The following is a 23,473-nucleotide window of genomic DNA, read 5'->3' as shown; positions in this document are numbered from 1 at the left end:
GGAGGATTGGTTCCCGCGCGGCGTGTTCGGCGGCGCTTTTCGCACGCGAAGGGGCGGGGCCGGAGAATCCTCCGGCCCCGCCCCTGGGCGGCCCCGCGGCCGCTACGCGGTGCTGACGACGGTCAGCCGGTGTACGGCTTGGCGGCGAGGATCTTCACCGTCGCCTTCTTGCCGTTCGGCAGCTCGTACTCCGCGTCGTCGCCGACCTTCTTGCCGTTCACCCCGGAGCCGAGCGGCGACTGCGGCGAGTAGGTCTCGATGTCGGCGCTCGCGTACTCGCGGGACGCCATCAGGAACGTCAGGGTGTCGTCCTCGTCGCCGTCGAAGGCGATCGTGACGACCATGCCGGGCTCCACCACGCCGTCGTCCGCGGGCGCCTCGCCGACCTTCGCGTGTTCGAGGAGCTGGGTCAGCTGGCGCACGCGGAGCTCCTGCTTGCCCTGCTCCTCCTTGGCCGCGTGGTACCCGCCGTTCTCGCGCAGGTCCCCCTCCTCGCGCGCAGCCTCGATCTTCTTGGCGATCTCGGTGCGCGCGGGACCAGACAGGTACTCCAGCTCGGCCTTCAGCTGGTTGTACGCCTCCTGGGTGAGCCAGGTGACGTTGTCGCTGGTCTGGGTCACAGGTGCTCCTCGTAGGTACTGGGAAAATACAAAGCATCGCCCTACCAGTAAGGATGTGGCCTTCCCGGTCGGGCGAAACCACGAGCCTAACAATTCCGTGGCGAAAGGGGGAGCACAAAAGCCGCCAGGATTGTGCCGTCCCAGGTCAGCGGCGTGACGTGTGCGTCCGAGAGGGCAGATCCTCGCGGCGCCGCCGTGCGCGGTCAGTCGTCCGAGCAGCCGACGAGCTCGGCCGCGACCGCGTCACCGGTCGTGCGCAACGAGATGACCTGGTCGATCTGCGACTTCGACTGGTCGTAGCGGACCGTCTTGCGGCCGACCTCCTGGTGGTCGGCGTCGACGGCGCGGACCGTGCAGGTGCCCGTCGTCGACTTCCCCTTGTTCACCTGGAGGTGGATCTGCACCTCGGAGGAGTTGACCTTCTCGTACGTGACGACCTGGCCCGATACGCTCTGGTCGGCGATCGTGTGGAACCCGTAGTAGCCGAGGCCGATCACCGCGAGGCCGCCGACGACGGCGCCGATGATCTTGAGCTTGCGGTCCGCGCGCTCGTCCGCCGAGCGTCCGTAGCGGCCCACTGGGGCCTGCGTACGCGCCTGGGCCATGGTCAGTCCTCTCGCGGCGAGCGTCGCCGGGTGCCGGAATAATCGCCCCCCGGTATCCGTCACTATAGAAGCCGCCCTTTGCGACGAATCACTGAGGATCGAGCCTTGACTGAGCAGCTGCGACTGATGGCCGTTCACGCCCACCCCGACGACGAGTCGAGCAAGGGCGCCGCCACGATGGCCAAGTACGTCTCCGAGGAGGTGGACGTGGTCGTCGTGACGTGCACGGGAGGCGAGCGCGGTGACATCCTCAACCCCAGGCTCCAGGGGGACCCGGAGATCCTTGAGCACATCCACGAGGTGCGCAAGAGGGAGATGGACCAGGCCCGGGAGATCCTCGGCGTCAAGCAGGAGTGGCTCGGCTATGTCGACTCGGGGCTGCCCGAGGGCGACCCGCTGCCGCCCCTCCCGCAGGGCTGCTTCGCCCTCGCCGACGTCGACGAGGCGGCGGGCCGGCTCGTCCGCCTGATCCGCTCGTTCAGGCCGCAGGTCGTCACGACGTACGACGAGAACGGCGGCTACCCGCACCCCGACCACATCATGACGCACAAGATCACCATGGTGGCGTTCGAGCACGCGACGGATACGGAGAAGTACCCCGAGGCGGAGTTCGGCCCGGCCTGGCAGCCGCAGAAGCTCTACTACAACCAGGGCTTCAACCGCGCGCGCACGCTCGCGCTGCACGAGGCGCTGCTTGCGCGCGGCATGGAGTCCCCGTACGCGGAGTGGCTTGAGCGGTGGAAGGACAGCAACCGCCCGGAGCGCACGCTGACGACGCATGTGCCGTGCGCGGAGTACTTCGAGACCCGCGACAAGGCGCTGCTCGCGCACGCGACGCAGATCGACCCGGACGGCGGCTGGTTCCGCGTCCCACTCGACCTCCAGAAGGAGGTCTGGCCGACCGAGGAGTACGAGCTCGCGCGCTCTCTCGTCGATACGTCCCTCCCCGAGGACGACCTCTTCGCGGGCATCCGCGACAATGCATGACATGGATGCGACTCACGCAGTGACGAACATGGTCACGCTCGCCGAGGTCAACCAGGACAAGGTGACCCCGGGCCTGCTGGGATTCGTCGTCTTCGCGGTGCTCGCGGTCGGCGTCTGGCAGCTCATGAAGTCGATGAACCGGCACATGGCCCGGGTCGACTTCACGGAGAAGCCGTCGACGACGGCGACGCGCACGGAAGCGGCGGCGAACGACGGGGAACACCCCAAGGAGTAGCCCCCGACGCGGGCCGGCTCTGCCACGGGCCCCGTGGCGGGGGCGTCGCGCCGCGTCCGACGTCGCGACGGGGCGCCTGCGCGTCGTGACCCGCGGCGGGGCCATGCTGTGCTGTCCGGGGTGGACGGCCCCGCTGCCGGGGACAGCGTCCTGCCTCATGCCGCCGGTGGCGGGCACCATGCCGCACGTCCAGCGCGGACAGTTCACGTCGTGCGGCCCGGTACCGACAGACCGCCGGATGCGCGGCGCCTCGCGGCGGCGGGGCCGGCCCGTCCGCCGCGCCGCGTGCTTGGCGCCCGCCTCTGGCGGTGGTCGGCGGTACAGGCGGCGTCCGTCATGTGCGTCCGGCCCGGTCCGGCCGTTGTGCCCGGGCCATCGCTGCACGGGTAGGTACTGGCTCCGCCGCCGAGGGGCGGGCCCGCCGCCCCGGCCCACCGGCCACTCGCGGCGCCGCGCGCTCCTGTGAGCCGGCTCTCAGGGCCCCCGGGCCGCAGGCCCGGTGTGGCTCTTCCGCGATGCCACACGGGGACAGGGTCGGCCGGGCGCCCCCGTAGGCCGGCTCACACGGGGCCCGGGCCGCAGGCCCGGTGGTGGCGTTCGCGGGTCCGGAGGGGCCGACCGCCCCGGCCACCCGAGACCCGGCCCGACGGCCACTCGCCGCGCCGCGTGCCCCCGTGGGTCGGCTCACAGTGCGGGCCCGGGCCGCAGGTCCGGCGTGGCGTTTTCGGCGATGCCATGCGGGGGCCGCGTCAGCCGCGGGCCGGTGCTGCCGTCACCCCCATGATCTCCTGCGCGTGCCTGCTCGGGACCATGCCGAGGTTCCAGGCCTGCCAGCCGTCCTCCAGCGTCACGCCGCGCGCCAGCATCACCGACAGCGCCTCCACGCAGTCGTCGAGACGCGGGTCCCGCATCGCGTGGCCCGACGACGCCAGCTCCGCGAGTTCCTGCTCCGCGACCGCCGCGCCCACGTCCGTGCCGCCCGCCGAGGCGTACGGCAGCAGCGTGCAGCGCAGGAAGCGCGACCAGTCGGCGCCGCGCTCGTCGCCGTACGAGGCGAACAGCTCCGTCGCCTCGTCGCACAGCGCGAGCGCCTGACCCGCCCGGTTGTTGCCCGCGTCGATGATCGCCAGCTCCACGCACGTCCACGCCTCGCCGAACGGGTCGCCCGCGCGGCGGAAGTCGGCGCGTGCGTCGACGAGCAGCTGGCGGGCGAAGCCCGAGTTGCGGAGGTTGCCGGTGCGGGCGGCCCGCTGGTCGCGGGTGACGCGGCCCGAGTGGTGGCGGGCGCAGGCCAGCCCGTACACGTCCCGCATGCGCGAGAACATCGTCCGGGCGCGCTCCAACTCGCGTACCGCCTGGTCGCGGTCGCCGTCGTCCTCAAGCGCCTGGCCGAGGTAGTACAGCGTCCACGCCTCGCCGCGCGCGTCCTCGTTGTCCCGGTGGCGCGTCAGCGCCTCCCGCAGGCCGTCCGCCGCCTGACCGGGCTCGCCCACGACGAGGCGCGTGCGGGCCAGCTGCGTCATCGCCCACGCCTCGCCGCGCCCGTCGCGCGTCGAGCCGTACAGGTCGAGGGCCTCGCGCAGTTCGTCCTCCGCGCGCGCCGGGTCGTTCGTGCGCAGGCACACCTGGCCGAGCTGGAAGTGCGCCCACGCCTCGCCGTGCACCGAGCCGTTCGCCTCGTGCAGTGCGAGCGCCGTCGTCAGCATGGACCGCGCCTCGGCGACACGGCCGCGGTCGCGCTCGACGGCGGCCAGCGCGTGCAGCGTCCACGCGCGGTCGCCCGCGAGCGCCTCGGGCTCCTGGAGCGCGAGTGCCTGCCCGAGCTTGTCCGCCGCGCCCGTCAGATTGCCCTGGTGGTGCAGCGTGATGCCGAGCGAGCACAGGGCCAGCGCCTCGCCCGCGACCTGACGCGCCTCGTGGTACAGCTCCACCACGGATGTGAGCGTGGTGTGCGCCTTGTCGAGCTCGCCGAGCTGCCTGGCCGCGATGCCCGTACGCCACTGCACGGACCGCACAAGCAGCCCCTGGCCCACCGCGTTCGCCAGCTCGTTGATCTCGCCGAGCCGGTAGAGGTCGCCGCGCAGCAGGCAGTAGTCGCACAGCGCGCCGAGCAGGCCGAGCACCGTGTCCTGGTCCACGCCCTCCGCGTGCCGCAGCGCGGCCGTGATGAAGCTCGACTCGTCGTCCAGCCAGCGCAGCGCCGCGTCGGGCGACGAGAAGCCGTGTGCGCCCGCCGTGGTGCGGAACAGGTCGGCGCGCGTCGACATGTTGCCGTCGACCAGCCGGATCACCGTGTCGGCGAGCTCGCTGTAGTCGCGTACGAGCCGTTCCTGCGCGGCCGTGCGCTCCTCGGCGGGCTCCTCGTCGAGGAGCCGTGCAAGCGCGAACACCCGCACCTCGTCGTGGAGCCGGTAACGGCGGCCGCGCACATGGTCGATGAGGCCCGCACCCGCGAGCGCCGTCAGCAGACCCTGCGCCTCCTGCTCCTCGGACGCGAGCAGCGCGGCCGCGGCGGACGCGCCGAGCGAGGCGCGGCCCGCGAGCGCGAGGCGCCGCAGCAGCCTGCGGGCCTGCTCGTCCTGGTCGGTGTAGCGCAGCCACAGCGCGCGGTCCACCGGCGCGACGGGACCGTACGCGCCGAGGTCGGCGGCGAGCGCCTGCGCGGAGCGCACGCCGAGCGACGAGCCCGCGATGCGCAGCGCGAGCGGCAGCCCGCCGCACAGCTCCGCGACGAGGTCCACCGCCTGCGCGTCGTAGGGCTCCTCGGCGGGCCCGGCCGCGGCCTCCCGGAGCAACTCCTCGGCCCCCGCGCTGTCGAGGGGGCCGACGGGCAGCTGGTGCACCCACGCCGCCAGGTCCTCGGGCAGGTCGAGCGGTTCGCGCGATGTGACGAGGACGAGGCTGTCGGAGCGCTCGGGGACGAGGGCGCGCACCTGCTCGGCGTCCCTCGCGTCGTCCAGCACGATCGTCACGGGGAACCCCGTGAGGTGCTCGTTGTACAGCTGGCTCAACCGTTTGACCTGCTGGTCATGGGACGGCGTCTCCCGGAAAAGCAGCTGCTCGCGCGGCGCGCCCAGCCGGTTCAGCAGGTGCAGCAGCGCGTCGCGCGTCGACAGCGGCGCCTGGCCCCCGCCACCGCCGCCGCGCATGTCCACCACGCACGCGCCCCTGAACTGGTCGCGCAGCGCGTGCGTCGCACGCACCGCGAGCGTCGTGCGCCCCGAGCCGGGATCGCCGTGCAGCACCACCACGGTCGGCCGCGTATCCGTCGACGCGCGCGCCGCGTGCACCCACTGGGTGATCTGCGCCGTGTCCTGCCTGCGGCCCGCGAACGGCCCCTCCGGGTCGGGGAGATGGCCGAACGACTGCTGCAGCACGGTGCGCTTGCGCGCCGCCGCGCTGCGGTCCTGGCCGCGCAGCTGCGAGATCACGCCCGCGCGCTTGCGCGTCTCGCGGCGCGTGGACGAGACGATCACGCGCTGCTGGTCGAGGAAGGGCCGGATGCCCCGCACGTCGAGAGCCGTCAGCCACGCGAGCCGCGCCTGCTCGACCCGTTCGGGATCCATCCTCGGGCCGGGCGCGGGCCGGTGCGTGCCCGTCACCCGCGCGACCGTCGTGGCCGCGCCCGCGACGGCGACGACCGCGCCCGTGCCGGCGGCCGTTCCCACGCCCGTGCCGAACGCGCCGTCGGCGCAGGCCGCCGCGACGGCCGCGACGACGGTGACGAGCGCAGGGGTCGCCACCGTCCCCCTGCTGAGGCCGCCGGTCAGCCGCGAACCGCCGGCCTCCAGCGCGTCGAGGGCCGCCGTGTACCCGGCGTACTCCTCGGCGGCGGCCCCCGTGATCTGGTCGAACTGCGCGTGCGCACGCGCCAGGAGCGCCGCCCCGTCGACGCCGCCCCCCGCGCCGGCGCGCCGCACCTCCGCGTCCACCGCCCGCTCCAACAGCCGCTCGGCCTCGTCCCGATGGCTGCTCCGCATACGCGTCCCCCTCCGCATTCGCCCCTGCGCGGGCGGGCGCCCGCCCGTACCCGTCCGTCCTCGCCCGCCTGTCCGGTCCCCGGGGCGTGGTCCTGTGTCCCCGGGACGTGCCAGTGTCCTGCCCGGCCGCCGCGCCTGTGAAGCCGGACACGGAACACCCGTACGAAACCGGCACGGGACCGGGACGAGCAGGATGGCGCGCCGCGCGCCGCACGGCAAGGCGCGGGGCGGAGCCGCCAGGCACAGGGGCGGTAAGGGCCGCTGTCACAGGCACGCGGCATCATGGGCGGATGAACACGCACGAACCGGACCAGGACGGCGCGGCCGCCGGGCCGTCGCTGGCGCAGGTCCTGCGGCTGGCAGGCGCCGGGCTGCTCGACGTGGCCGCGGCGCCGCGCGGCACCGGCGTGCCCGTCGCCGATGTCGTGCTGCACGACCCGGGCGACGCGCGCGACGGCGCCTGGACCGCGCCCGGCCTCGTGCTGCTCGGCGTCGGCCTCGACGCCGGCTCGCCCGACGCCCGCGAGGTGCTGCGCGCCGCCGACCGGGCCGGTGCGACGGCGGTCGTGATGCGATGCGGCACGAAGGAGGTGCCGCAGGCCCTCGCCGACGCCGCGCGGAAGGGGCGTACCGCGCTGCTGACGCGTGCCCCGTCCGCGAGCTGGACGCAAGTGCACGCGCGGCTGCGTACCGCGCTCCTGCAGTGCACCCCGTCCGGCTCGGACGCGGGGGACGGGCTGCGCCTCGGCGACCTGCCGGGCCTCGCCAACACGGTGGCCGACCTGGTCGGCGGCGCGGTCACCATCGAGGACCCGCAGTCGCGCGTCCTTGCGTACTCGCGCGTCGAGCACGAGCCCGACCCGATGCGCAGGCTCACCATCCTGGGCCGGCAGGTGCCGCGCTGGCGCGTCGACGAGCTGCGCGAGAGCGGGTTCTTCCGCGCCCTGTGGTCCACCGACGGCGTGGTGCGGCGGCCCGCGGAGGGCCCGTACGCGGAGCGCCTGGCCATCGCGGTGCGGCACGGCGGCGAGATCTTCGGGTCGATCTGGGCAGCGGCGGACAAGGCCCCGCTCCCCGAGTACGCCGAGGCCGGGCTGCGCTCAGCCGCGCGGGCCGCCGTGCCGCACCTCGCGCACCACAACGCCTGGGGACGCCGGACGGCGAGGCGGCGGGAGGAGGCGGTGCGTGCGGTGCTGACGGGGGGCGCGGACGCCGAGCAGGCCGCGAGGCTCCTCGATCTCGCGCAGGACCAGCCGTACACGGTCGCCGTGGTCGAGGCCCACGACACGCGGACGCGGGACGCGGCGGCCCCCGACGCCCCGGCCGCCTCGGACGCCGCCGCCGCGGCCCTGCCCGCCGCGGCCCTGCCCGCCGCGGCCGAGCAGCGGGTGCTCGACGTGCTGGCGCTCCAGGCCGCGTCCTACCGTCCCGGCTGTGTGACGGCTCGCTCGGGGCGGCGGCTGTTCGTCCTGATACCGGGCGGCGCCGGCACCGCCGCGGAACGGGCGCGCAGGCTCGTGGCGACGGCGCGCTCGGTGCCGCACACCGTCGTCTTCGCGGGCGTCGGCTCGGTGGCCGACGGGCCGGCCGGGCTGCCCGCGTCCCGGGAGACCGCCGCGCTGGTGGTGCGGGTACTGCGGGAGCGCGCCGAGGACGTACCGTCGGCGCCGGCCTGGGCGGTGTACGACGACGTCGCGCCGATGGCGGGGCTGCTGCGCGTACTCGACCACGTGGAGCCGCTCTGGCCCGAGCTGCGGGGGCCCGTGCACGCGATGGTCGCCCACGACCGGGCGCACGGCTCGGCGTACGGCGAGTCGGCCGCCGCCTACCTGCGGGCCTTCGGCGACACCACGGCGGCCGCGGCACGCCTCAACATCCACCCCAACACCCTGCGCTACCGGCTGCGCCGTGCACGCGAACTGTTCGGCGTGGACCTCACGGACCCCGACGGCAGGCTGCTGGCGGACATCGGCCTGCGACTCGCCCGCCGCACCGCCTGACGGCCCACACGTGATCGTTTACCTGTTTGTCTGCACAATCAAGCAGGTCAGGCATGGTCGCGTGCGATGAAGACGTGCGCCACCGCGACGTCGAGACTGTTGCGTGCGGCACGCGCCGCGACGCAGACGTCCCGAGACTCTTCGAGACTTCCCGACGCAGGTAACGAGGTGTGTTCCAGGTGACTTCCGGTCTGGCCGAGCGGCGGCGAACGGCTCGCGAGGCGGCGCTGCGCGGCGCCGTCGCCGAGGGGCTGATCGGGCCGGCGTCCCCCGTGATCGGCCTGCTCGACGTGGACGGCGTGCTGGACGCGGCAGCGTCCCTGCACAGCGCGTTCGCCGGGCCCGCCACCGTGCAGCACACCTTCGCGGCCAAGGCGTGCGGCCTGGTCCCCGTGCTGCGGCTGCTCGCCCGGGCGGGCATGGGCTGCGAGGTGGCCTCGCCCGGCGAACTGCGGCAGGCGCTGGCCGCCGGGTTCACGTACGGCCAACTGGTCTTCGACAGCCCGGCCAAGACCGTCGAGGAGCTGGAACTCGCCCTCGGACACGGCATCGCGATCAACCTGGACAACTGGCAGGAACTCGCCCGCGTCGACCGCATCCTGGCCGGGCGCCCCGCACCCGGCCCGGTGGGGCTGCGCGTCAACCCGCAGGTCGGCGCGGGAGCCATCGGCGCCATGAGCACCGCCACCGCGACGTCCAAGTTCGGCATCCCGCTGCGCGACCCCGGCGCCGTCGAGGCCGTCGTCGACGCGTTCGCGGGTAGGCCGTGGCTGAACCGGCTGCACGCCCACGTGGGCTCCCAGGGCTGCCCGCTGCCGCTCATCGCGCAGGGTGTCCGCGCGGCGTACGAGCTGGCCGAGCGGATCAACGAGACCCTGGGGCGCCGCCAGGTGACCGGCCTCGACATCGGCGGCGGCCTGCCGGTCGACTTCACCACCGACGAGGACCGGCCGGGCTACGCCGACTACGTGGCCGAACTGCGCGCCGCCGTACCGGAGTTGCTCGACGGCCGCTACACCCTGGTCACCGAGTTCGGCCGGTCCCTGCTCGCCAAGAGCGGCACGATCGCCTCGCTCGTGGAGTACACCAAGTCGGCCGGCGGCCGCCGCATCGCGGTCACCCACGCCGGCGCTCAAGTGGCCACCCGCACCGTCTTCATGCCGGACGCCTGGCCCCTGCGGGTCGGGGTCTTCGACGCGGACGGATCCCCCAAGCAGGGGCCGGTGGAGACCGTGGACATCGCGGGCCCCTGCTGCTTCGCGGGCGACCTGACCGCCGTCGAACGCGAACTGCCCGCCGTCGACCAGGGCGACCTCGTGGCCCTGTACGACACCGGCGCCTACTACTTCTCCTCGCACTTCGCCTACAACTCGCTGCCCCGGCCCGCCGTCCACGGCTACCGGGCCGACGAGGCCGGGCACGTGCGGTTCGCGCCGATCCGCTCGGCCCAGAGCCTGCGCGAGGTGGTCGAGGAGAGCGGGGCGGCGCACGCCGACGCGCTGTCGGCCCTGACGGGGGACACCGCAGGCGTGCCCGTGCAGGTACGCGGCGGAGCCTGACCGTCGCGGTCGGCGCCCGCAATCGGCCCCGCGCTCCCGCGAGGCTGCGTCATGATGGCCCTGTCACGACAGGAGGAGGGGCCGGTGGCCGAGGACTCACGAGTGCGCGCAGCGCAGGGGGACATCGAGGCGATCGCCGCTCTGCTGCACGCGCTCGGCTACCCGGACCTGGCGTCACCGGCCGACCGCGCCGTGGCGGCGGAGGCGACGCCCCGGGCCCTGTGGGCCTGGCTGGACGCGGCGCAGGCACACCGGCCGCGCTCCGACCGGCACGAGGAGCGCATGTTCGCCATCCAACTCGCCGGCGCCGCAGGACAGCTCGTCCCCCTCGCCGCGAAGACGGGCGAGCCGTGGAACGCCCTGCTCGCCCACCCGCTGTTCACGTCGGACGTCATCACCGCCCCCGAGCCGCCGCCGCTGCCGCCCGCGCCCGCGGCGCCCTTCACGCCCGGACCGCCGGCTCCGGTCCCGCCCGTTCCGGCTCCGGTCCCGGCACCGTGGCCGCCCCCTTCCCCGGCCCTGGACGGGCAGCCCGGCGCAATCCCCCACGAGGTGTTCGAGGCGGCGGCGTTCGCGGTCACCGTCGGGGTCGTACCGTTCCTCCAGACACTCGCCACGCAGGCCGCTCAACGCACGTTCGAGGCCGCACGCGCCACGATCCGGGAACGGCTCCGCCGCGGCGAGGGCCGGATCGCCGGGCCGAACCTGCTGATCGAGGAGCGCGACGGCCGCCTGGCGTTCCGCGTCCCGAGCGAGGTCCCCGACGCGGCACTCGAAGCGCTCGTCGCCCTCGGCGACGAGGGCCTCGAAAGCCTCGCGGCCCCCGACCCGCGCGGCCGCGCCGTCACCGTGACCTGGAACGCGGCGGCCGGACGCTGGGAACGGCTCGTCTAGACCGGTACGGCCGCTCGACGCCGCTCAGGCGGCTTCCAGGCCGCGCAGGAACTGTTCGGCGAGCCTGCCGGTGTCGATGCCGTCCGCGCTCCGTCCGGACAGGACATGGAAGAACGGGGGGCCGATCAGGAGCGCGGTCGCCTGATCCAGCGGCAGGGTGTCGCCGCCGCCTGCGCGTAGCGGCTCCACGACGCGTGCGGCGCTCTCGCCGAGGATGTCGCGGGAGGCGAGCAGCGTGGCGACGTCAGCGTCGTGCTGCGCCTCCCCGACGAGCGCGCGGTAGGCAGCCCCGGCGTGAGAGCGGGTCAGGAAGCCGACGAGTGCGTCGAGGTAGGCCTTGACGTCCTCGCGCGGCTTGCCGGTACGGACCACCGACAGCTCTTGCAGGGCGTCGATGACGCTGGCCTCGTAGAGGACCTCCGCCTTGTTCGACCACCAGCGGTACACGGTCTGGCGGCCCACACCGGCGCGCTCGGCGATGCCCTTCATGGTCAGCGCCGCGTATCCGACCTCGACGAGGAGGTCGTCGACGGCGTGCAGCACGGCGACCCGCGCACTTTCACTGCGAGGCCGTCCGCGGCCGCTCCCATCCACCATGGCACCACTATAAAACGAGGCACCGTGCCTCGTATGTGTTACCTTTACGGTGCACGGTGACTCGAAATACTGTCCTGGGAAGGAACGGGAGCAATGGTGTCCACGCAGGAGTCCCCCGCGCGTCCCGCGCAGGGGACCGGCCCGGTGCTCGCCTGCATGAGCGTCTGCACCGCACTGGTCGTCGGATTCGTCGCGGCGATCAACCTGGCAGTACCGAAACTGGCGGCGAGTTCGCTGCAGCCGACCTCGTCGGGCGTGCTGTGGATCGTCGACGCCTACGTCGTGATCTTCGCCTGCCTTGTCATCCCCGCCGGTGCGGCCGGTGACAAGCTCGGCCGTAAGGGAACGCTCGTGACCGGGCTGGGCGTATTCGCGGCCGGAGCCGTCATCTCGGCGCTCGCGCCGAACGTGCCGATCATGCTGGCCGGCCGTGCCGTCACCGGTCTCGGCGCCGCGTGCGTGCTGCCCAATTGCGTCGGCGTCCTCCTGCACGCCACCGCCCCCCAGCGCCGTCCGCACGCGCTGGCGGTCTGGGCGGCGGCCTCCGGCATCGGCGGCGTCGTCGGCAACGTCGGCGGCGGCGCAGTGCTGACCGTGGGCTCCTGGCGCACGCTGTTCGCGGCAGTCGCATTCGTCGCGGCTTGCTGCCTCGTGTGGGTGTCGCGGTCCGCGCCGAGCAGCGCCCGACACGACCGCACCCTCGACGTGCCCGGCACCCTGCTGTCCGTCACCGCTGTCGTGGCGTTGCTGATCGGAATCATCGAAGGCCCTGAACGAGGCTGGGGCAGCCCAGCCGTCATCACCGCCTTCGCCTGCGGCATCCTGCTCAGCCTGTGCTGGGTCCTCGTCGAACTGCGCGTCGCGCACCCCATGCTCGATCCGCGGCTGTTTCGCGACCCGGCGCTCAGCAGCGCCGGCCTCGGCATGGCCATCACGTTCTTCGGCAACTTCGGGCTCTTCTACGTCAACGCCTCGCTCCTTCAGTACGGCCGCGGGTTCTCCGTCCTCCAGGCGGGACTCGGCATCATCCCGCTGACCGTGCCACTCCTCGTCGGCACCCGCTACGTCCCCGCACTCATCCGGCGCGTCGGCGTGCCCGCGACACTCTGCGCGGCCTTCCTGCTCACCAGCGCCGGCCTGGTCGCGCTCTCGTACGCCTCGTCCCTGGCCTACCCCGCGTACGCCGCGGGCCTGGTCGTCATCGGGCTCGGCATCATGCTGGCCGCGCCATGCCTGACGGCCGAGATCGCCGCCGCCCTGCCCGTGGAAAGGGCGGGCATCGCCGGTGGTCTGCAGTCGGCGACCCGCGAGTTGGGCAGCGCCCTGGGTGTGGCTGTCGTCGGCACGGTCCTCACCGCCGGGTTCACCCACCGCCTGCCCGGCGGCCTGAGCGAGCACACGCCGGCCCCGCACACGGTCAAGGAAGCATTCGCTCTGGCCCCGTCGGAACAGGCCGCCATAACCGATGCCTTCACCCAGGGCGCCGACACCGCGCTGCGCGCCGCCGCCCTGGTCGTACTGCTCGCCGGAGCCCTCGTTGTCGCTGGTGCCAGGCGGGGCCGCCGAGTCCCTCGGTAGCAGTGGGCCGCCGGCCCCTCTCCATCATTCGCCGCCCCCGTCGCGGGGCGAAACAGACCCCCTCTGTGGGGTGTAAGGAGGCCACGCTCATGCGTGCGTTCATTACCGGTGCGACAGGCTGGATCGGCTCAGCCGTCGTCGACGACCTCGTCTCGGCGGGCCACCAGGTGATCGGCCTGGCACGGTCGGACCGGGCCGAAGCGGCCCTCGCGGCCAAGGGCGTCGCCGCTCTCCGTGGCGACCTGGACGACCTCGACTCGCTGCGGCGCGGCGCCGCCGAGGCGGACGCGGTCATCCACATGGCCAACAAGCACGACTGGGGCGACCCTGCCGAGTCCGACCGCTCGGAGCGCGCCGCGGTGCAGGCCCTCGGCGACGCCCTGGCCGGCAGCGGCCGTCCGTTCGTGGTGGCCGCACCCCTGTCGGGACTGGTCGAGGGTCGCTCCGCCACGGAGGCCGACGTCTCACCGGCCGTCGGTCCTGACTCCAACAGGGGCGGCAGCGAGAACCTCGCTCTCGACCACGCGGAGCGGGGAGTGCGGACCGTGATCGTCAGGTTCGCGCCGAGCGTCCACGGCGTGGGCGACTGGGGGTTCGTGAACTTCCTGACCGCCGCAGCCCGCAAGCACGGGGTCTCCGCCTGCATCGGCGACGGGTCCACCCGCTGGTCCGCGGTGCATCGCGCCGACGCGGCCCGCCTCGTCCGCCTCGGCATGGAGAAGGCGCCCGCGGGCACGCGCCTGCACGCCACGGCCGAGGAGGCGGTCACCACCAAGGCGATCGCCGAGGCGATCGGGCGTGTTCTCGGCGTGCCGACCGTCTCCGTCGCCCCGGAGAACGCCGAGGCCCACTTCGGCTTCGTCGGCGGCTTCTTCGCCACGACGATGACCGCGTCCAGCCAAGTGACCAGGCAGCTCCTGTCCTGGCAGCCCACCGGGCCGACCCTGGTCGAGGACATCGATGCGGGCGCCTACACATCCTGACCGGAAACACCTGTACCAGTGCCGCCATCAGCAACCAGACCGATGCCAACAACTCTCCGGAGGAGCCCGCACCATGACCACTCACACGCACACCCTCGCCGAACCGCGCGTCTCCGCGGCCCTGGCCCGGATGTTCGACGCAGCCTCGCGTGACGACCAGGCCGAGGCCCGCCTGGGAAGCGCCCTGCCCTTCGACCGCGAGACGATGACCGCGCAGGAACTGGCCGACGCGGCACACGAGATATACATGCCGGTCTCCGCCGACGGCGGCAGGCTGCTCTACAACCTCGTCCGCGCCGTCAGGCCGGCCACCGTCGTCGAGTTCGGCACCTCGTACGGCATCTCCACTCTGCATCTGGCCGCCGCCGTCCGCGACAACGGCTCGGGCCGGGTCATCACCACGGAGATGAACCGCGCCAAGGCGGCCGAGGCCCGCCGCACCTTCGCGACCACCGGCCTCGATGACGTGATCAGCCTGCTGGAGGGCGACGCCCTGGAGACACTCGCAGAGCTGGACGAGCCAGTCGGCCTCCTGTTCCTCGACGGCTGGAAGGACCTGTGCCTGCCGGTCCTGCGGCTGCTCGAACCCCGACTGGCCCCGGGCACTCTCGTCGTCGCCGACGACGTCGACCTGCCTCACCTCGGCACCTACCTCGACCACGTCCGTGACACGGCCCATGGCTACCAGAGCGTCACGTTCCCCGTGGAGGACGGCCTGGAAATCAGCTGCCGCCTCTGATCGGGCCGCCTCGCCCCCAAGCCGGTGGCGCACCAGCCCCCTGAAACAGGGCAAACGTCGCGAAATCGGCTCTGGGGCGGGGTTGCGCCGGTCACATGCGTGTCCGCGATGCGGACGGGGCGGTTGGTTCCTGGGACGTTGGAAAAGCATGTAGGTCGCAGGTTCTGTGCGTCGCTTTCGTGAGCCTCAGGGTTTTGCCGTCCGAGCGACGTCCTCAACGAGGAGGGGGACCGCCGGGCGCCCCCGCGAGGGGCCGCCCCGCACGCGATCACGACTCACGGAAGTCCGACATACGGAAGGTCGTCCATATGCGCGTCATCGAGCCGCTGTACGCGGAGATCCTTCGCCGCAACCAGGGCGAGGGAGAGTTCCATCAGGCCGTGAGGGAGGTCCTCGAGACCCTCGACCCGGTGCTGCGGCAGCGGCCCGAATTCGTGGACGCGCGCATCATCGAGCGCCTCTGCGAGCCCGAACGGCAGCTCATCTTCCGCGTGCCGTGGGCGGACGACTCCGGCGACGTCCACGTCAACCGCGGCTTCCGCGTCGAGTTCAGCAGCGTGCTCGGGCCGTACAAGGGCGGGCTGCGCTTCCACCCCTCGGTGAACCTCGGCATCGTGAAGTTCCTGGGCTTCGAGCAGATCTTCAAGAACGCGCTCACCGGCATGCCCATCGGCGGCGGCAAGGGCGGCTCCGACTTCGACCCGAAGCGCCGCTCCGACGCCGAGATCATGCGATTCTGCCAGTCGTTCATGACGGAACTGCACCGTCACCTCGGCGAGTACACCGACGTCCCCGCGGGCGACATCGGCGTCGGCGGACGGGAGATCGGCTACCTCTTCGGCCAGTACAAGCGGATCACCAACCGCCACGAGTCCGGCGTCCTGACGGGCAAGGGCGTGAACTGGGGCGGCTCCCAGGCGCGCACCGAGGCCACCGGGTACGGCTGCGTGCTGTTCACCGCCGAGATGCTGCGCAGCCGCGGCGAATCCCTCGACGGCCAGCGCGTCGCCGTCTCGGGCTCCGGCAACGTCGCCATCTACGCCATAGAGAAGGCCCAGCAGCTCGGCGCGACCGTGGTGACCTGCTCCGACTCGGACGGCTACGTCGTCGACGAGAAGGGCATCGACCTAGTCCTGCTCAAGGAGATCAAGGAGGTCGGCCGCGGCCGGATCTCCGAGTACGCCGAGCGGCGCGGCGAGAACGTCAAGTTCGTGCCGGGCGCGGGCGTGTGGAACGTCCCGTGCGACGTCGCCCTCCCGTGCGCGACACAGAACGAACTGCACGAGGAGGATGCGCGGACCCTGGTGCGCGGCGGCGTGAAGGCGGTCGCCGAAGGCGCCAACATGCCCACCACGCCAGAGGCCGTACGCGTCTTCCAGGAGGCCGGCGTCGCCTTCGCGCCGGGCAAGGCGGCCAACGCGGGCGGCGTGGCCACCAGCGCGCTGGAGATGCAGCAGAACGCCTCACGCGACTCGTGGACGTTCGCGCACACGGAGGAACGCCTCGCGGAGATCATGCGCCACATCCACGACTCCTGCTACACCACAGCGGAGCGCTACGGCAGCCCGGGCAACTACGTCGTGGGCGCGAACATCGCGGGCTTCGAACTGGTCGCGGACGCGATGCTCGCACAGGGCCTCATCTGACGCGACGCTCACGGCGCTGATGCCCCGTCACCCCGGTGGGGAGCCGGCCATGCGGCTCCCCACCGGCACCCGAGCGCGCCGGTTCGGTCGTCAGCGTGCCGCGACGGCCTCGATCTCAATGAGCATGTCAGGGTCGGACAGGGCGCTGACCTCGGCGAGGAGGCTCGCCGGCCGGCAACGCTGTGCCGCGAGTTCGTCGAGGAGTACGCCGTACTGAGCCTTGCACGTGGGCAGATCCGTAGTGACGATCCGGATCTGTACAACGTCCGCCAGAGTCATGCCGCCCTCTTCAACGGTCTCCCTGAGCCGCCGCAGTGTCAGCCTCATCTGGCCGGCCATGTCCCCCTGGTGCGTGATATTGCCCTCGTCGTCACGCGCTTCATGCCCGGAGACGAACAGCCGGCTGCGCGGCTCGTCCACCCTGACGGCACGGTTGTACATGAGCTTTCCGCCCATCATCCGTGGGCCGATCTCCTCGATGCTCATGTTTCTCCGTTCCGGACGTCGGGACCACAGGCGTACCCGTATGGCCGTCGCCGGTGCACCGCCGACGAGCAGACATATCAAGTGCTCCACCGATAGCGCCGGTGCGTGCGCAAGGATGGGGGCATGCCCAACCGACTCGCGCAGGCCACGTCCCCCTACCTCCTCCAGCACGCGGACAACCCCGTCGACTGGTGGTCGTGGGAGGCCGGCGCGTTCGAGGAGGCGCGGCGGCGCGGTGTGCCCGTGCTGCTGTCCGTGGGGTACTCGGCGTGCCACTGGTGCCACGTCATGGCACACGAAAGCTTTGAGGACGACGCCACCGCCGCGTACATGAACGAGCACTTCGTCAGCGTCAAGGTCGACCGCGAGGAGCGGCCCGACGTCGACGCCGTGTACATGGAGGCCGTGCAGGCCGCCACCGGGCACGGGGGGTGGCCCATGACGGTGTTCCTCGACGCCGACGCGCGGCCCTTCTACTTCGGTACGTACTTCCCGCCCGAGCCACGCTCCGGCATGCCGTCGTTCTCGCAGGTGCTTGAGGGCGTGACCGCCGCGTGGCGTGACCGGCGTGAGGAGGTCGCCGAGGTCGCGGGGCGCATCGTCACCGAGCTCGCGGGCCGCTCCCTCGCCTCCGGCGACGCCACCCCGCCCGGCGAGGCGGAGCTCGCGCAGGCGCTGCTCGGGCTCACCCGGGACTACGACGCGCAAGCCGGCGGGTTCGGGGGCGCGCCGAAGTTCCCGCCGTCGATGGCGCTGGAGTTCCTGCTGCGCCACCATGCGCGCACCGGCGCCGAGGGCGCGCTCCGGATGGCCGCCGACACGTGCGAGGCCATGGCCAGGGGCGGGCTCTACGACCAGCTCGGCGGGGGCTTCGCGCGCTACTCCGTCGACCGCGCGTGGGTCGTGCCGCACTTCGAGAAGATGCTGTACGACAATGCGCTCCTCTGCCGCGTGTACGCGCACCTGTGGCGCGCCACAGGGTCCGAGCTCGCGCGCCGCATCGCCGTCGAGACCGCCGACTTCATGGTGCGCGAACTGCGCACCCCCGAGGGCGGGTTCGCCTCCGCGCTCGACGCCGACAGTGACGACGGCAGCGGCGCGCACGCGGAGGGCGCGTACTACGTGTGGTCGCCCGCGCAGCTCGCCGAGGTGCTCGGCGAGGACGACGCCGAGTTCGCCGGCCGGCTCTTCGGCGTCACCCCCGAGGGCACCTTCGAGCACGGGACCTCCGTGCTCCGGCTCCCGAAGCCTGAGGGTGAAGCGGCGACGGATTCCGAACGGGTCGCCCGCGTGCGGGAGCGGCTCCTCGGGGCCCGCGAGCGGCGGCCGCGTCCCGGGCGCGACGACAAGGTGGTCGCGGCGTGGAACGGCCTGGCGATCGCCGCGCTCGCCGAGACGGGCGTGTATTTCGACCGGCCCGACCTCGTCGAACGGGCGACGGAGGCCGCCGACCTGCTCGTACGCGTCCACCTTGACGAGACGGCCAGGTTGCACCGGACGTCGAAGGACGGCAGGCCCGGCGCGAGCGCGGGCGTCCTCGAGGACTACGGCGACGTCGCCGAGGGGTTCATCGCGCTCGCCTCGGTGACTGGCGAGGGCGTGTGGCTGGAGTTCGCCGGCCTCCTGCTCGACGGCGTACTCGACCGGTTCGCGGGGGAGGACGGCGCGCTCTACGACACCGCCGATGACGGCGAGCGGCTGATCCGCCGCCCGCAGGACCCCACTGACAACGCGACCCCGTCCGGGTGGACGGCCGCCGCCGGCGCGCTCCTTTCGTACGCGGCGCACACCGCCTCCGCACGCCACCGTGCGGCCGCCGAGGCGGCGTTGGGCGTCGTGCGTTCGCTCGGCCCGCGCGTGCCGCGGTTCGTCGGCTGGGGCCTGGCGGTCGCGGAGGCCGCGCTCGACGGGCCGCGCGAGGTGGCCGTCGTGGGGGAGGGCCCGACCGCCGGCGAGCTGCGCCGCGCCGCCCTGCTCGCCACCGCGCCCGGGGCGGTCGTCGCGGCCGGTGCGGCGGGCAGCGACGAGTTCCCGCTGCTCGTGGACCGGCCGCTGGTGTCGGGGGAGCCCGCCGCCTACGTGTGCCGTCACTTCGTCTGCGAGGCGCCGACGCCCGATCCGGGCGCGCTGGCCGCCGCGCTCGGCTCCGGGCAGTGGGAGGTCAGTCGCGCAGGTCGAGGTTCCGCAGGAGGGTGATGGCGCGGTCGACGAGGGCGAACAGGTCGTCCTTGAAGTCGTGTTCGGCCCAGTACAGCGTGACTTCGCGCAGGGCGCCGATCACCGTGGAGACGAACAGGCGCAGTTCGAGCTCCGCCGGGTCGCGGCCCGTGCGCTCCGCCAGGATGCTCGTCATGAGCTGCGTCGTCACGGACATCGTCTCCGTCAAGCGGGCACGGATCGACGGGACCTCCACCATCAGCCTGGTGCGCGCGTACAGCTCCTCCGGCTGGTCGCGCACCATGCTGCGCAGGCTCTCGATGATCACGTACCGCAGGGATTCGAGCATCGGCTCGTCCCCGGGCCTTGACCGCAGGACCTCCGCCATCACCGGGTCGTACTCGTCGGTGAGGACGATGTCCTCCTTGACGGGGAAGTAGCGGAAGACGGTGGACGGGGAGACCTCGGCCGCCTCCGCGATCTGCTCGACGGTCGTCGCCTCGTAACCATCCTGCGCGACCAGACGGTACGTGGCGCGGCGGATCGCGTTCCTCGTCCTGAGCTTCTTGCGCTCGCGCAGGCTGAGTCCCGCGGCGTGTTCCGCGAGGTAGGAGCTGTTCGGGGTGACGTCCATGCCTCTCATTGTCGGGCACGGCCGGGCGAGTGCACCGCATCCGGAACTGAAGCGTCCGCAGCGCGGGCGCCAGGGCCGGGGGCGTCCGCTAGGCCGGTGTCCATCGAGCCGGAGCCCGCGGCGCCGACGTCCGCGCGGACGCGCGGCATGAGCACCATGACGAGGACCGCGGTGGCCAGCGCCGTCGCCGCACAGACCAGCAGCGCCATGTCGAGGCCGTGCACGTACGCCGCGTTCGCGTCGGAGGCGAGGCCGGGCAGCCCGGCGCGGTGGGCTACCCCGTGCGCGCCGACGACCGACTCGCGCGCCGCGTGCGCGGCCGCGGCGGGCAGCGCCGACGTGTCGAGGCGGCTGCCGTACGTGGTGGCCAGCAGTGTGCCGAGCAGCGCGATGCCGATAGCGGAGCCCGCCTGACGTACGGTCATCAGCAGCCCGGATCCGGAGCCCGCGCGGTCCTTGCTGAGCGCGCCGAGCGCCGCGTCCATCGCGGGGATCATCGCGAAGCCCGTGCCGATCCCGGCGACGGACAGCCACAATGCCGTGAAGCCGTAGCCGTCGCCGACGCCGGTGCGGCTGCCGAGCAGCGTCGCGAACGCGACGACGACGAGCCCTCCGCCGATGACTCCCCGCGCCCCGAACCGGCTGACGAGTGGCCCGCTGCCACGCGCCGCGATGAGCAGCCCGCCCATCAGGGGCAGCATTCGCACACCCGTGCCCAGGGTGCTGTTGCCGAGGACGGTCTGGAGGTAGCCGGGCAGCAGGAAGAGCAGGCCGGACATCACGAACATCACCAGCGTCGCGGCCACCGCGTTGAGCAGGAACGCGCGGTGCCGCAGCAGGGCGGTGTCCAGCAGCGGCCGCTGCTGGCGGCGCCCACGCAGCACGAGCACGGCGATGAACGCCACCCCGGCGGCGAGCGTCGCGAGCACGAGGGGGTCGCCCCAGCCGCGGCCCGACGCCTCGTTGACGCCGTAGACGAACGAGCCGAAGCCGATGGCCGTGCACGCCGCGGAGACCAGGTCGATGCGGGGCGCGGCCGGATCGGTCGTCTCCGGGAGCAGGATCAGGCAGGACGCGATCCCGATGACCACCATCGGGACGTTCAGCACGAAGATCGAGCCCCACCAGAAGTGCCCGAGCAGCCAGCCGCCGACGATGGGGCCGAGCGGCACGCCGAGCGCGGAGGACGCGGAGATGATGCCGACGGCCTTCGCGCGGTCCGCGGGCTCGTGGAACAGCGATGGCAGGATCGCCATCGCGAGCGGCATGACGAGGGCGGCGCCGACGCCCATGACGCCGCGCGCCACGATGACCAGCGCGACGCTGTGCACCAGCGCACCCATCACGGATCCCGCGAGGAAGATCCCGAGCCCGGCCACGAGCATCCTGCGCCGGCCGAACCGGTCGCCGAGCAGGCCGGCGGGCAGCATCAGCGCGGCGAACACGACGATGTAGACGTCGGCCATCCACTGCTGCTGCCCGGTGCTCGCGCCCAGGTCATGCGCCATCGTCGGCAACGCCACGTTCAGGATCGTCATGTCGAAGCCGAGTACGAGCATGCTCGCGACCATGGCGCCGAGCGCCCACCACTTTCGCCAGGAGCCGCCGCCGGTTCCGGCCGCCCCCGTTCCTCCGTACCGCAGAACTGTCATGGCCTTCAACGCCTCTCCCGTCTCGGGGCTCATTAATGAAAGTAACTCTCAAAAGAAGTTGTATGTCAAATAGTAGGAGCATCCATGAGTGGTGAACCCCGTCGTGGTGATGCTCACGTGTGAGGCCCTCTGGACATATGGGCGCTATGGCCGGATGATCAAATGAGTGCGGTCGGCACCGGATGAGCATGCTGCGAAGCGTCCGGGTCGCAGCCCCCAAGGGGCCTCAACACAAAACCCTCATCAAGGAGCACTCGTGGCAAGCGACATGGCAGCTCCCGTCGTCACGTCCGAACCCGTCGTCACGTCCGATCCGGCACAGGCGCCCACCGGGCACCAGGGGCTGATCGCCTGGGTCGACGAGATCGCGTCGATCACCCAGCCCGTCCGCGTCGTGTGGTGCGACGGATCGGAGTCCGAGTACGAGCGCCTGTGCGGGGAGCTCGTCGCCAAGGGCACGTTCGTCAAGCTCGACCCGGCCAAACGCCCGAACTCGTACTACGCGGCGTCCGACCCCTCGGACGTGGCGCGCGTCGAGGACCGTACGTTCATCTGCTCGGCGGAGGAGAAGGACGCGGGCCCCACCAACAACTGGATGGACCCCGCGCGCATGCGGGAGGTCTTCACCGGCGAGCAGGGCGTCTTCCGCGGTGCGATGCGCGGCAGGACCATGTACGTCGTCCCGTTCTGCATGGGGCCGCTGGGCTCCCCGCTCTCCGCCATCGGCGTCGAGATCACCGACTCTGCGTACGTGGCCGCCTCCATGCGCACCATGACGCGCATGGGCCGTCCCGTACTCGACGAGCTCGGCACGGACGGCTTCTTCGTCAAGGCCGTGCACACCGTGGGCGCGCCCCTCGCGCCCGGCGAGGCCGACGTGCCGTGGCCCTGCAACCCGACCAAGTACATCTCGCACTTCCCCGACGACCGCGAGATCTGGTCGTACGGCTCCGGCTACGGCGGCAACGCGCTGCTCGGCAAGAAGTGCTACGCGCTGCGCATCGCCTCCGTCATGGCGCGCGACGAGGGCTGGCTCGCCGAGCACATGCTCGTGCTCAAGCTGACGCCGCCGCGCGGCGAGGCGAAATACGTGACGGCCGCGTTCCCCTCGGCATGCGGCAAGACCAACCTCGCCATGCTGGAGCCGACGATCCCCGGCTGGACCGTCGAGACCATCGGCGACGACATCGCCTGGATGCGGTTCGGCGAGGACGGCCGCCTCTACGCCATCAACCCGGAGGCCGGCTTCTTCGGCGTCGCCCCCGGCACCGGCGACAAGACCAACGCCAACGCGATGAAGGCCATGTGGGGCAACTCCGTCTTCACCAACGTCGCGCTCACCGACGACGGTGACGTCTGGTGGGAGGGCATGACCGAGGAGCCGCCCGCGCACCTCACCGACTGGAAGGGCAACGACTGGACGCCCGGGTCCGCCACGCCCGCCTCCCACCCCAACGCACGCTTCACCGTCCCGGCCGGGCAGTGCCCGACCATCGCGCCCGAGTGGGAGGACCCGAAGGGCGTGCCGATCTCAGCGATCCTCTTCGGCGGGCGCCGAGCGAGCGCGGTGCCGCTGGTGACGGAGTCGTTCGACTGGCAGCACGGCGTGTTCCTCGGCGCGAACGTCGCGTCGGAGAAGACGGCCGCCGCCGAGGGCAAGGTCGGCGAGCTGCGCCGCGACCCGTTCGCCATGCTGCCGTTCTGCGGCTACAACATGGGCGACTACATGGCCCACTGGCTGGAGGTCGGCGCGGACCACGACCCGGCGAAGCTGCCGCGGATCTACTACGTCAACTGGTTCCGCAAGGACGGCGAGGGCTCGTTCGTGTGGCCGGGCTTCGGTGAGAACAGCCGCGTCCTGAAGTGGATCGTCGAGCGCCTCGACGGCACGGCGGACGGCGTCGAGTCGCCCATCGGCATCCTGCCGACGCGGGACGCGCTCGACACGGAGGGTCTCGGCCTGACGGACGCCGACCTCGACCTGCTGCTCAGCGTCGACCGCGAGGCATGGCGCGAGGAGGCCGGGCTCATCCCCGCGCACCTCGGCACGTTCGGCGAGCACGCGCCGACCGAGCTGTGGGACGAGTACAGGGCGCTGGTCAAGCGCCTGGGGTGACGGCG

18 protein-coding genes are annotated in these 23,473 nt (G+C 72.6%); 11 read left to right on the top strand and 7 right to left on the bottom strand.

Annotation, left to right across the window (positions count from 1 at the left end):
• Nucleotides 1–122: 122 nt before the first annotated feature.
• Nucleotides 123–620, bottom strand: a complete 498-nt coding sequence (greA, locus tag IH48_RS0113815) for a transcription elongation factor GreA (RefSeq protein ID WP_030903420.1) — start codon at nt 618–620, stop codon at nt 123–125.
• A 203-nt stretch (nt 621–823) separates the two neighbouring features.
• On the bottom strand, nt 824–1,225 hold the full coding sequence (locus IH48_RS0113810) for a DUF4307 domain-containing protein (RefSeq protein ID WP_030903419.1): 402 nt from the start codon (nt 1,223–1,225) through the stop codon (nt 824–826).
• Nucleotides 1,226–1,330: 105 nt separating this feature from the next.
• Between IH48_RS0113810 and mca the strand changes: the two genes are divergently transcribed.
• Entirely contained in the window at nt 1,331–2,212 is an 882-nt protein-coding gene (gene mca, locus IH48_RS0113805) for a mycothiol conjugate amidase Mca (RefSeq protein WP_030903418.1), read from the top strand.
• A gap of 1 nt (nt 2,213) precedes the next feature.
• The gene (locus IH48_RS0113800; protein WP_030903417.1) at nt 2,214–2,447 is read left to right on the top strand and encodes a hypothetical protein; all 234 of its coding nucleotides are present in this window, start codon (nt 2,214–2,216) and stop codon (nt 2,445–2,447) included.
• A 749-nt stretch (nt 2,448–3,196) separates the two neighbouring features.
• Here IH48_RS0113800 and IH48_RS0113795 read toward each other — a convergent pair.
• Nucleotides 3,197–6,427 (bottom strand): tetratricopeptide repeat protein, encoded by a 3,231-nt coding sequence (locus tag IH48_RS0113795; RefSeq protein ID WP_030903416.1) that lies wholly within the window; start codon nt 6,425–6,427, stop codon nt 3,197–3,199.
• Nucleotides 6,428–6,717: 290 nt separating this feature from the next.
• Here IH48_RS0113795 and IH48_RS0113790 point away from each other — a divergent pair, with 290 nt between their 5' ends.
• The 3 genes from IH48_RS0113790 to IH48_RS35785 all read left to right on the top strand — a co-directional run bounded on the left by IH48_RS0113790 (nt 6,718) and on the right by IH48_RS35785 (nt 10,880).
• Nucleotides 6,718–8,427, top strand: coding sequence for a PucR family transcriptional regulator (locus tag IH48_RS0113790; protein WP_030903415.1), 1,710 nt, complete (start codon nt 6,718–6,720; stop codon nt 8,425–8,427).
• 179 nt (nt 8,428–8,606) lie between these two features.
• Entirely contained in the window at nt 8,607–9,986 is a 1,380-nt protein-coding gene (locus tag IH48_RS0113785) for a diaminopimelate decarboxylase (protein WP_030903414.1), read from the top strand.
• 102 nt (nt 9,987–10,088) lie between these two features.
• Nucleotides 10,089–10,880, top strand: a complete 792-nt coding sequence (locus IH48_RS35785; RefSeq protein ID WP_158710293.1) for a hypothetical protein — start codon at nt 10,089–10,091, stop codon at nt 10,878–10,880.
• A 24-nt stretch (nt 10,881–10,904) separates the two neighbouring features.
• Here the strand turns inward: IH48_RS35785 and IH48_RS0113775 are convergent, their stop codons facing one another.
• Entirely contained in the window at nt 10,905–11,477 is a 573-nt protein-coding gene (locus tag IH48_RS0113775) for a TetR/AcrR family transcriptional regulator (protein ID WP_030903413.1), read from the bottom strand.
• A 93-nt stretch (nt 11,478–11,570) separates the two neighbouring features.
• Here IH48_RS0113775 and IH48_RS0113770 point away from each other — a divergent pair, with 93 nt between their 5' ends.
• The 4 genes from IH48_RS0113770 (at nt 11,571) to gdhA (ending at nt 16,423) form a co-directional block, all read left to right on the top strand.
• Nucleotides 11,571–13,055 carry an MFS transporter gene (locus IH48_RS0113770; protein ID WP_030903412.1) on the top strand — a complete coding sequence of 495 codons (1,485 nt, stop codon included), beginning with the start codon at nt 11,571–11,573 and terminating at the stop codon, nt 13,053–13,055.
• 89 nt (nt 13,056–13,144) lie between these two features.
• Nucleotides 13,145–14,038 carry an SDR family oxidoreductase gene (locus tag IH48_RS0113765; protein WP_030903410.1) on the top strand — a complete coding sequence of 298 codons (894 nt, stop codon included), beginning with the start codon at nt 13,145–13,147 and terminating at the stop codon, nt 14,036–14,038.
• 73 nt (nt 14,039–14,111) lie between these two features.
• Entirely contained in the window at nt 14,112–14,777 is a 666-nt protein-coding gene (locus IH48_RS0113760; protein ID WP_030903408.1) for an O-methyltransferase, read from the top strand.
• Between the two features lie 308 nt (nt 14,778–15,085).
• The gene (gene gdhA, locus IH48_RS0113755; protein WP_051839737.1) at nt 15,086–16,423 is read left to right on the top strand and encodes an NADP-specific glutamate dehydrogenase; all 1,338 of its coding nucleotides are present in this window, start codon (nt 15,086–15,088) and stop codon (nt 16,421–16,423) included.
• Between the two features lie 90 nt (nt 16,424–16,513).
• On the opposite strand, the gene IH48_RS0113750 is transcribed toward gdhA, so the two are convergent.
• The gene (locus tag IH48_RS0113750) at nt 16,514–16,909 is read right to left on the bottom strand and encodes a Rid family hydrolase (RefSeq protein ID WP_030903405.1); all 396 of its coding nucleotides are present in this window, start codon (nt 16,907–16,909) and stop codon (nt 16,514–16,516) included.
• 123 nt (nt 16,910–17,032) lie between these two features.
• On the opposite strand from IH48_RS0113750, the gene IH48_RS0113745 reads away from it, so the two are divergent.
• Nucleotides 17,033–19,105, top strand: coding sequence for a thioredoxin domain-containing protein (locus IH48_RS0113745; RefSeq protein WP_051839736.1), 2,073 nt, complete (start codon nt 17,033–17,035; stop codon nt 19,103–19,105).
• Here IH48_RS0113745 and IH48_RS0113740 read toward each other — a convergent pair.
• Together IH48_RS0113740 and IH48_RS0113735 are read right to left on the bottom strand one after the other, a co-directional pair.
• Nucleotides 19,071–19,700 (bottom strand): TetR/AcrR family transcriptional regulator, encoded by a 630-nt coding sequence (locus tag IH48_RS0113740; RefSeq protein WP_037841889.1) that lies wholly within the window; start codon nt 19,698–19,700, stop codon nt 19,071–19,073. The genes IH48_RS0113745 and IH48_RS0113740 overlap by 35 nt on opposite strands.
• Nucleotides 19,701–19,705: 5 nt before the next feature.
• On the bottom strand, nt 19,706–21,352 hold the full coding sequence (locus IH48_RS0113735) for an MFS transporter (RefSeq protein WP_107059297.1): 1,647 nt from the start codon (nt 21,350–21,352) through the stop codon (nt 19,706–19,708).
• Between the two features lie 256 nt (nt 21,353–21,608).
• On the opposite strand from IH48_RS0113735, the gene IH48_RS0113730 reads away from it, so the two are divergent.
• Entirely contained in the window at nt 21,609–23,468 is a 1,860-nt protein-coding gene (locus IH48_RS0113730) for a phosphoenolpyruvate carboxykinase (GTP) (protein ID WP_420705481.1), read from the top strand.
• Nucleotides 23,469–23,473 lie beyond the last annotated feature (5 nt).

The sequence above is a fragment of the Streptomyces sp. NRRL F-5126 genome (genome assembly GCF_000721265.1).
Lineage (GTDB): Bacteria > Actinomycetota > Actinomycetes > Streptomycetales > Streptomycetaceae > Streptomyces.
Note: the sequence above shows the minus strand (reverse complement) of the source record. Positions and strands in the feature narration are given on the sequence as shown.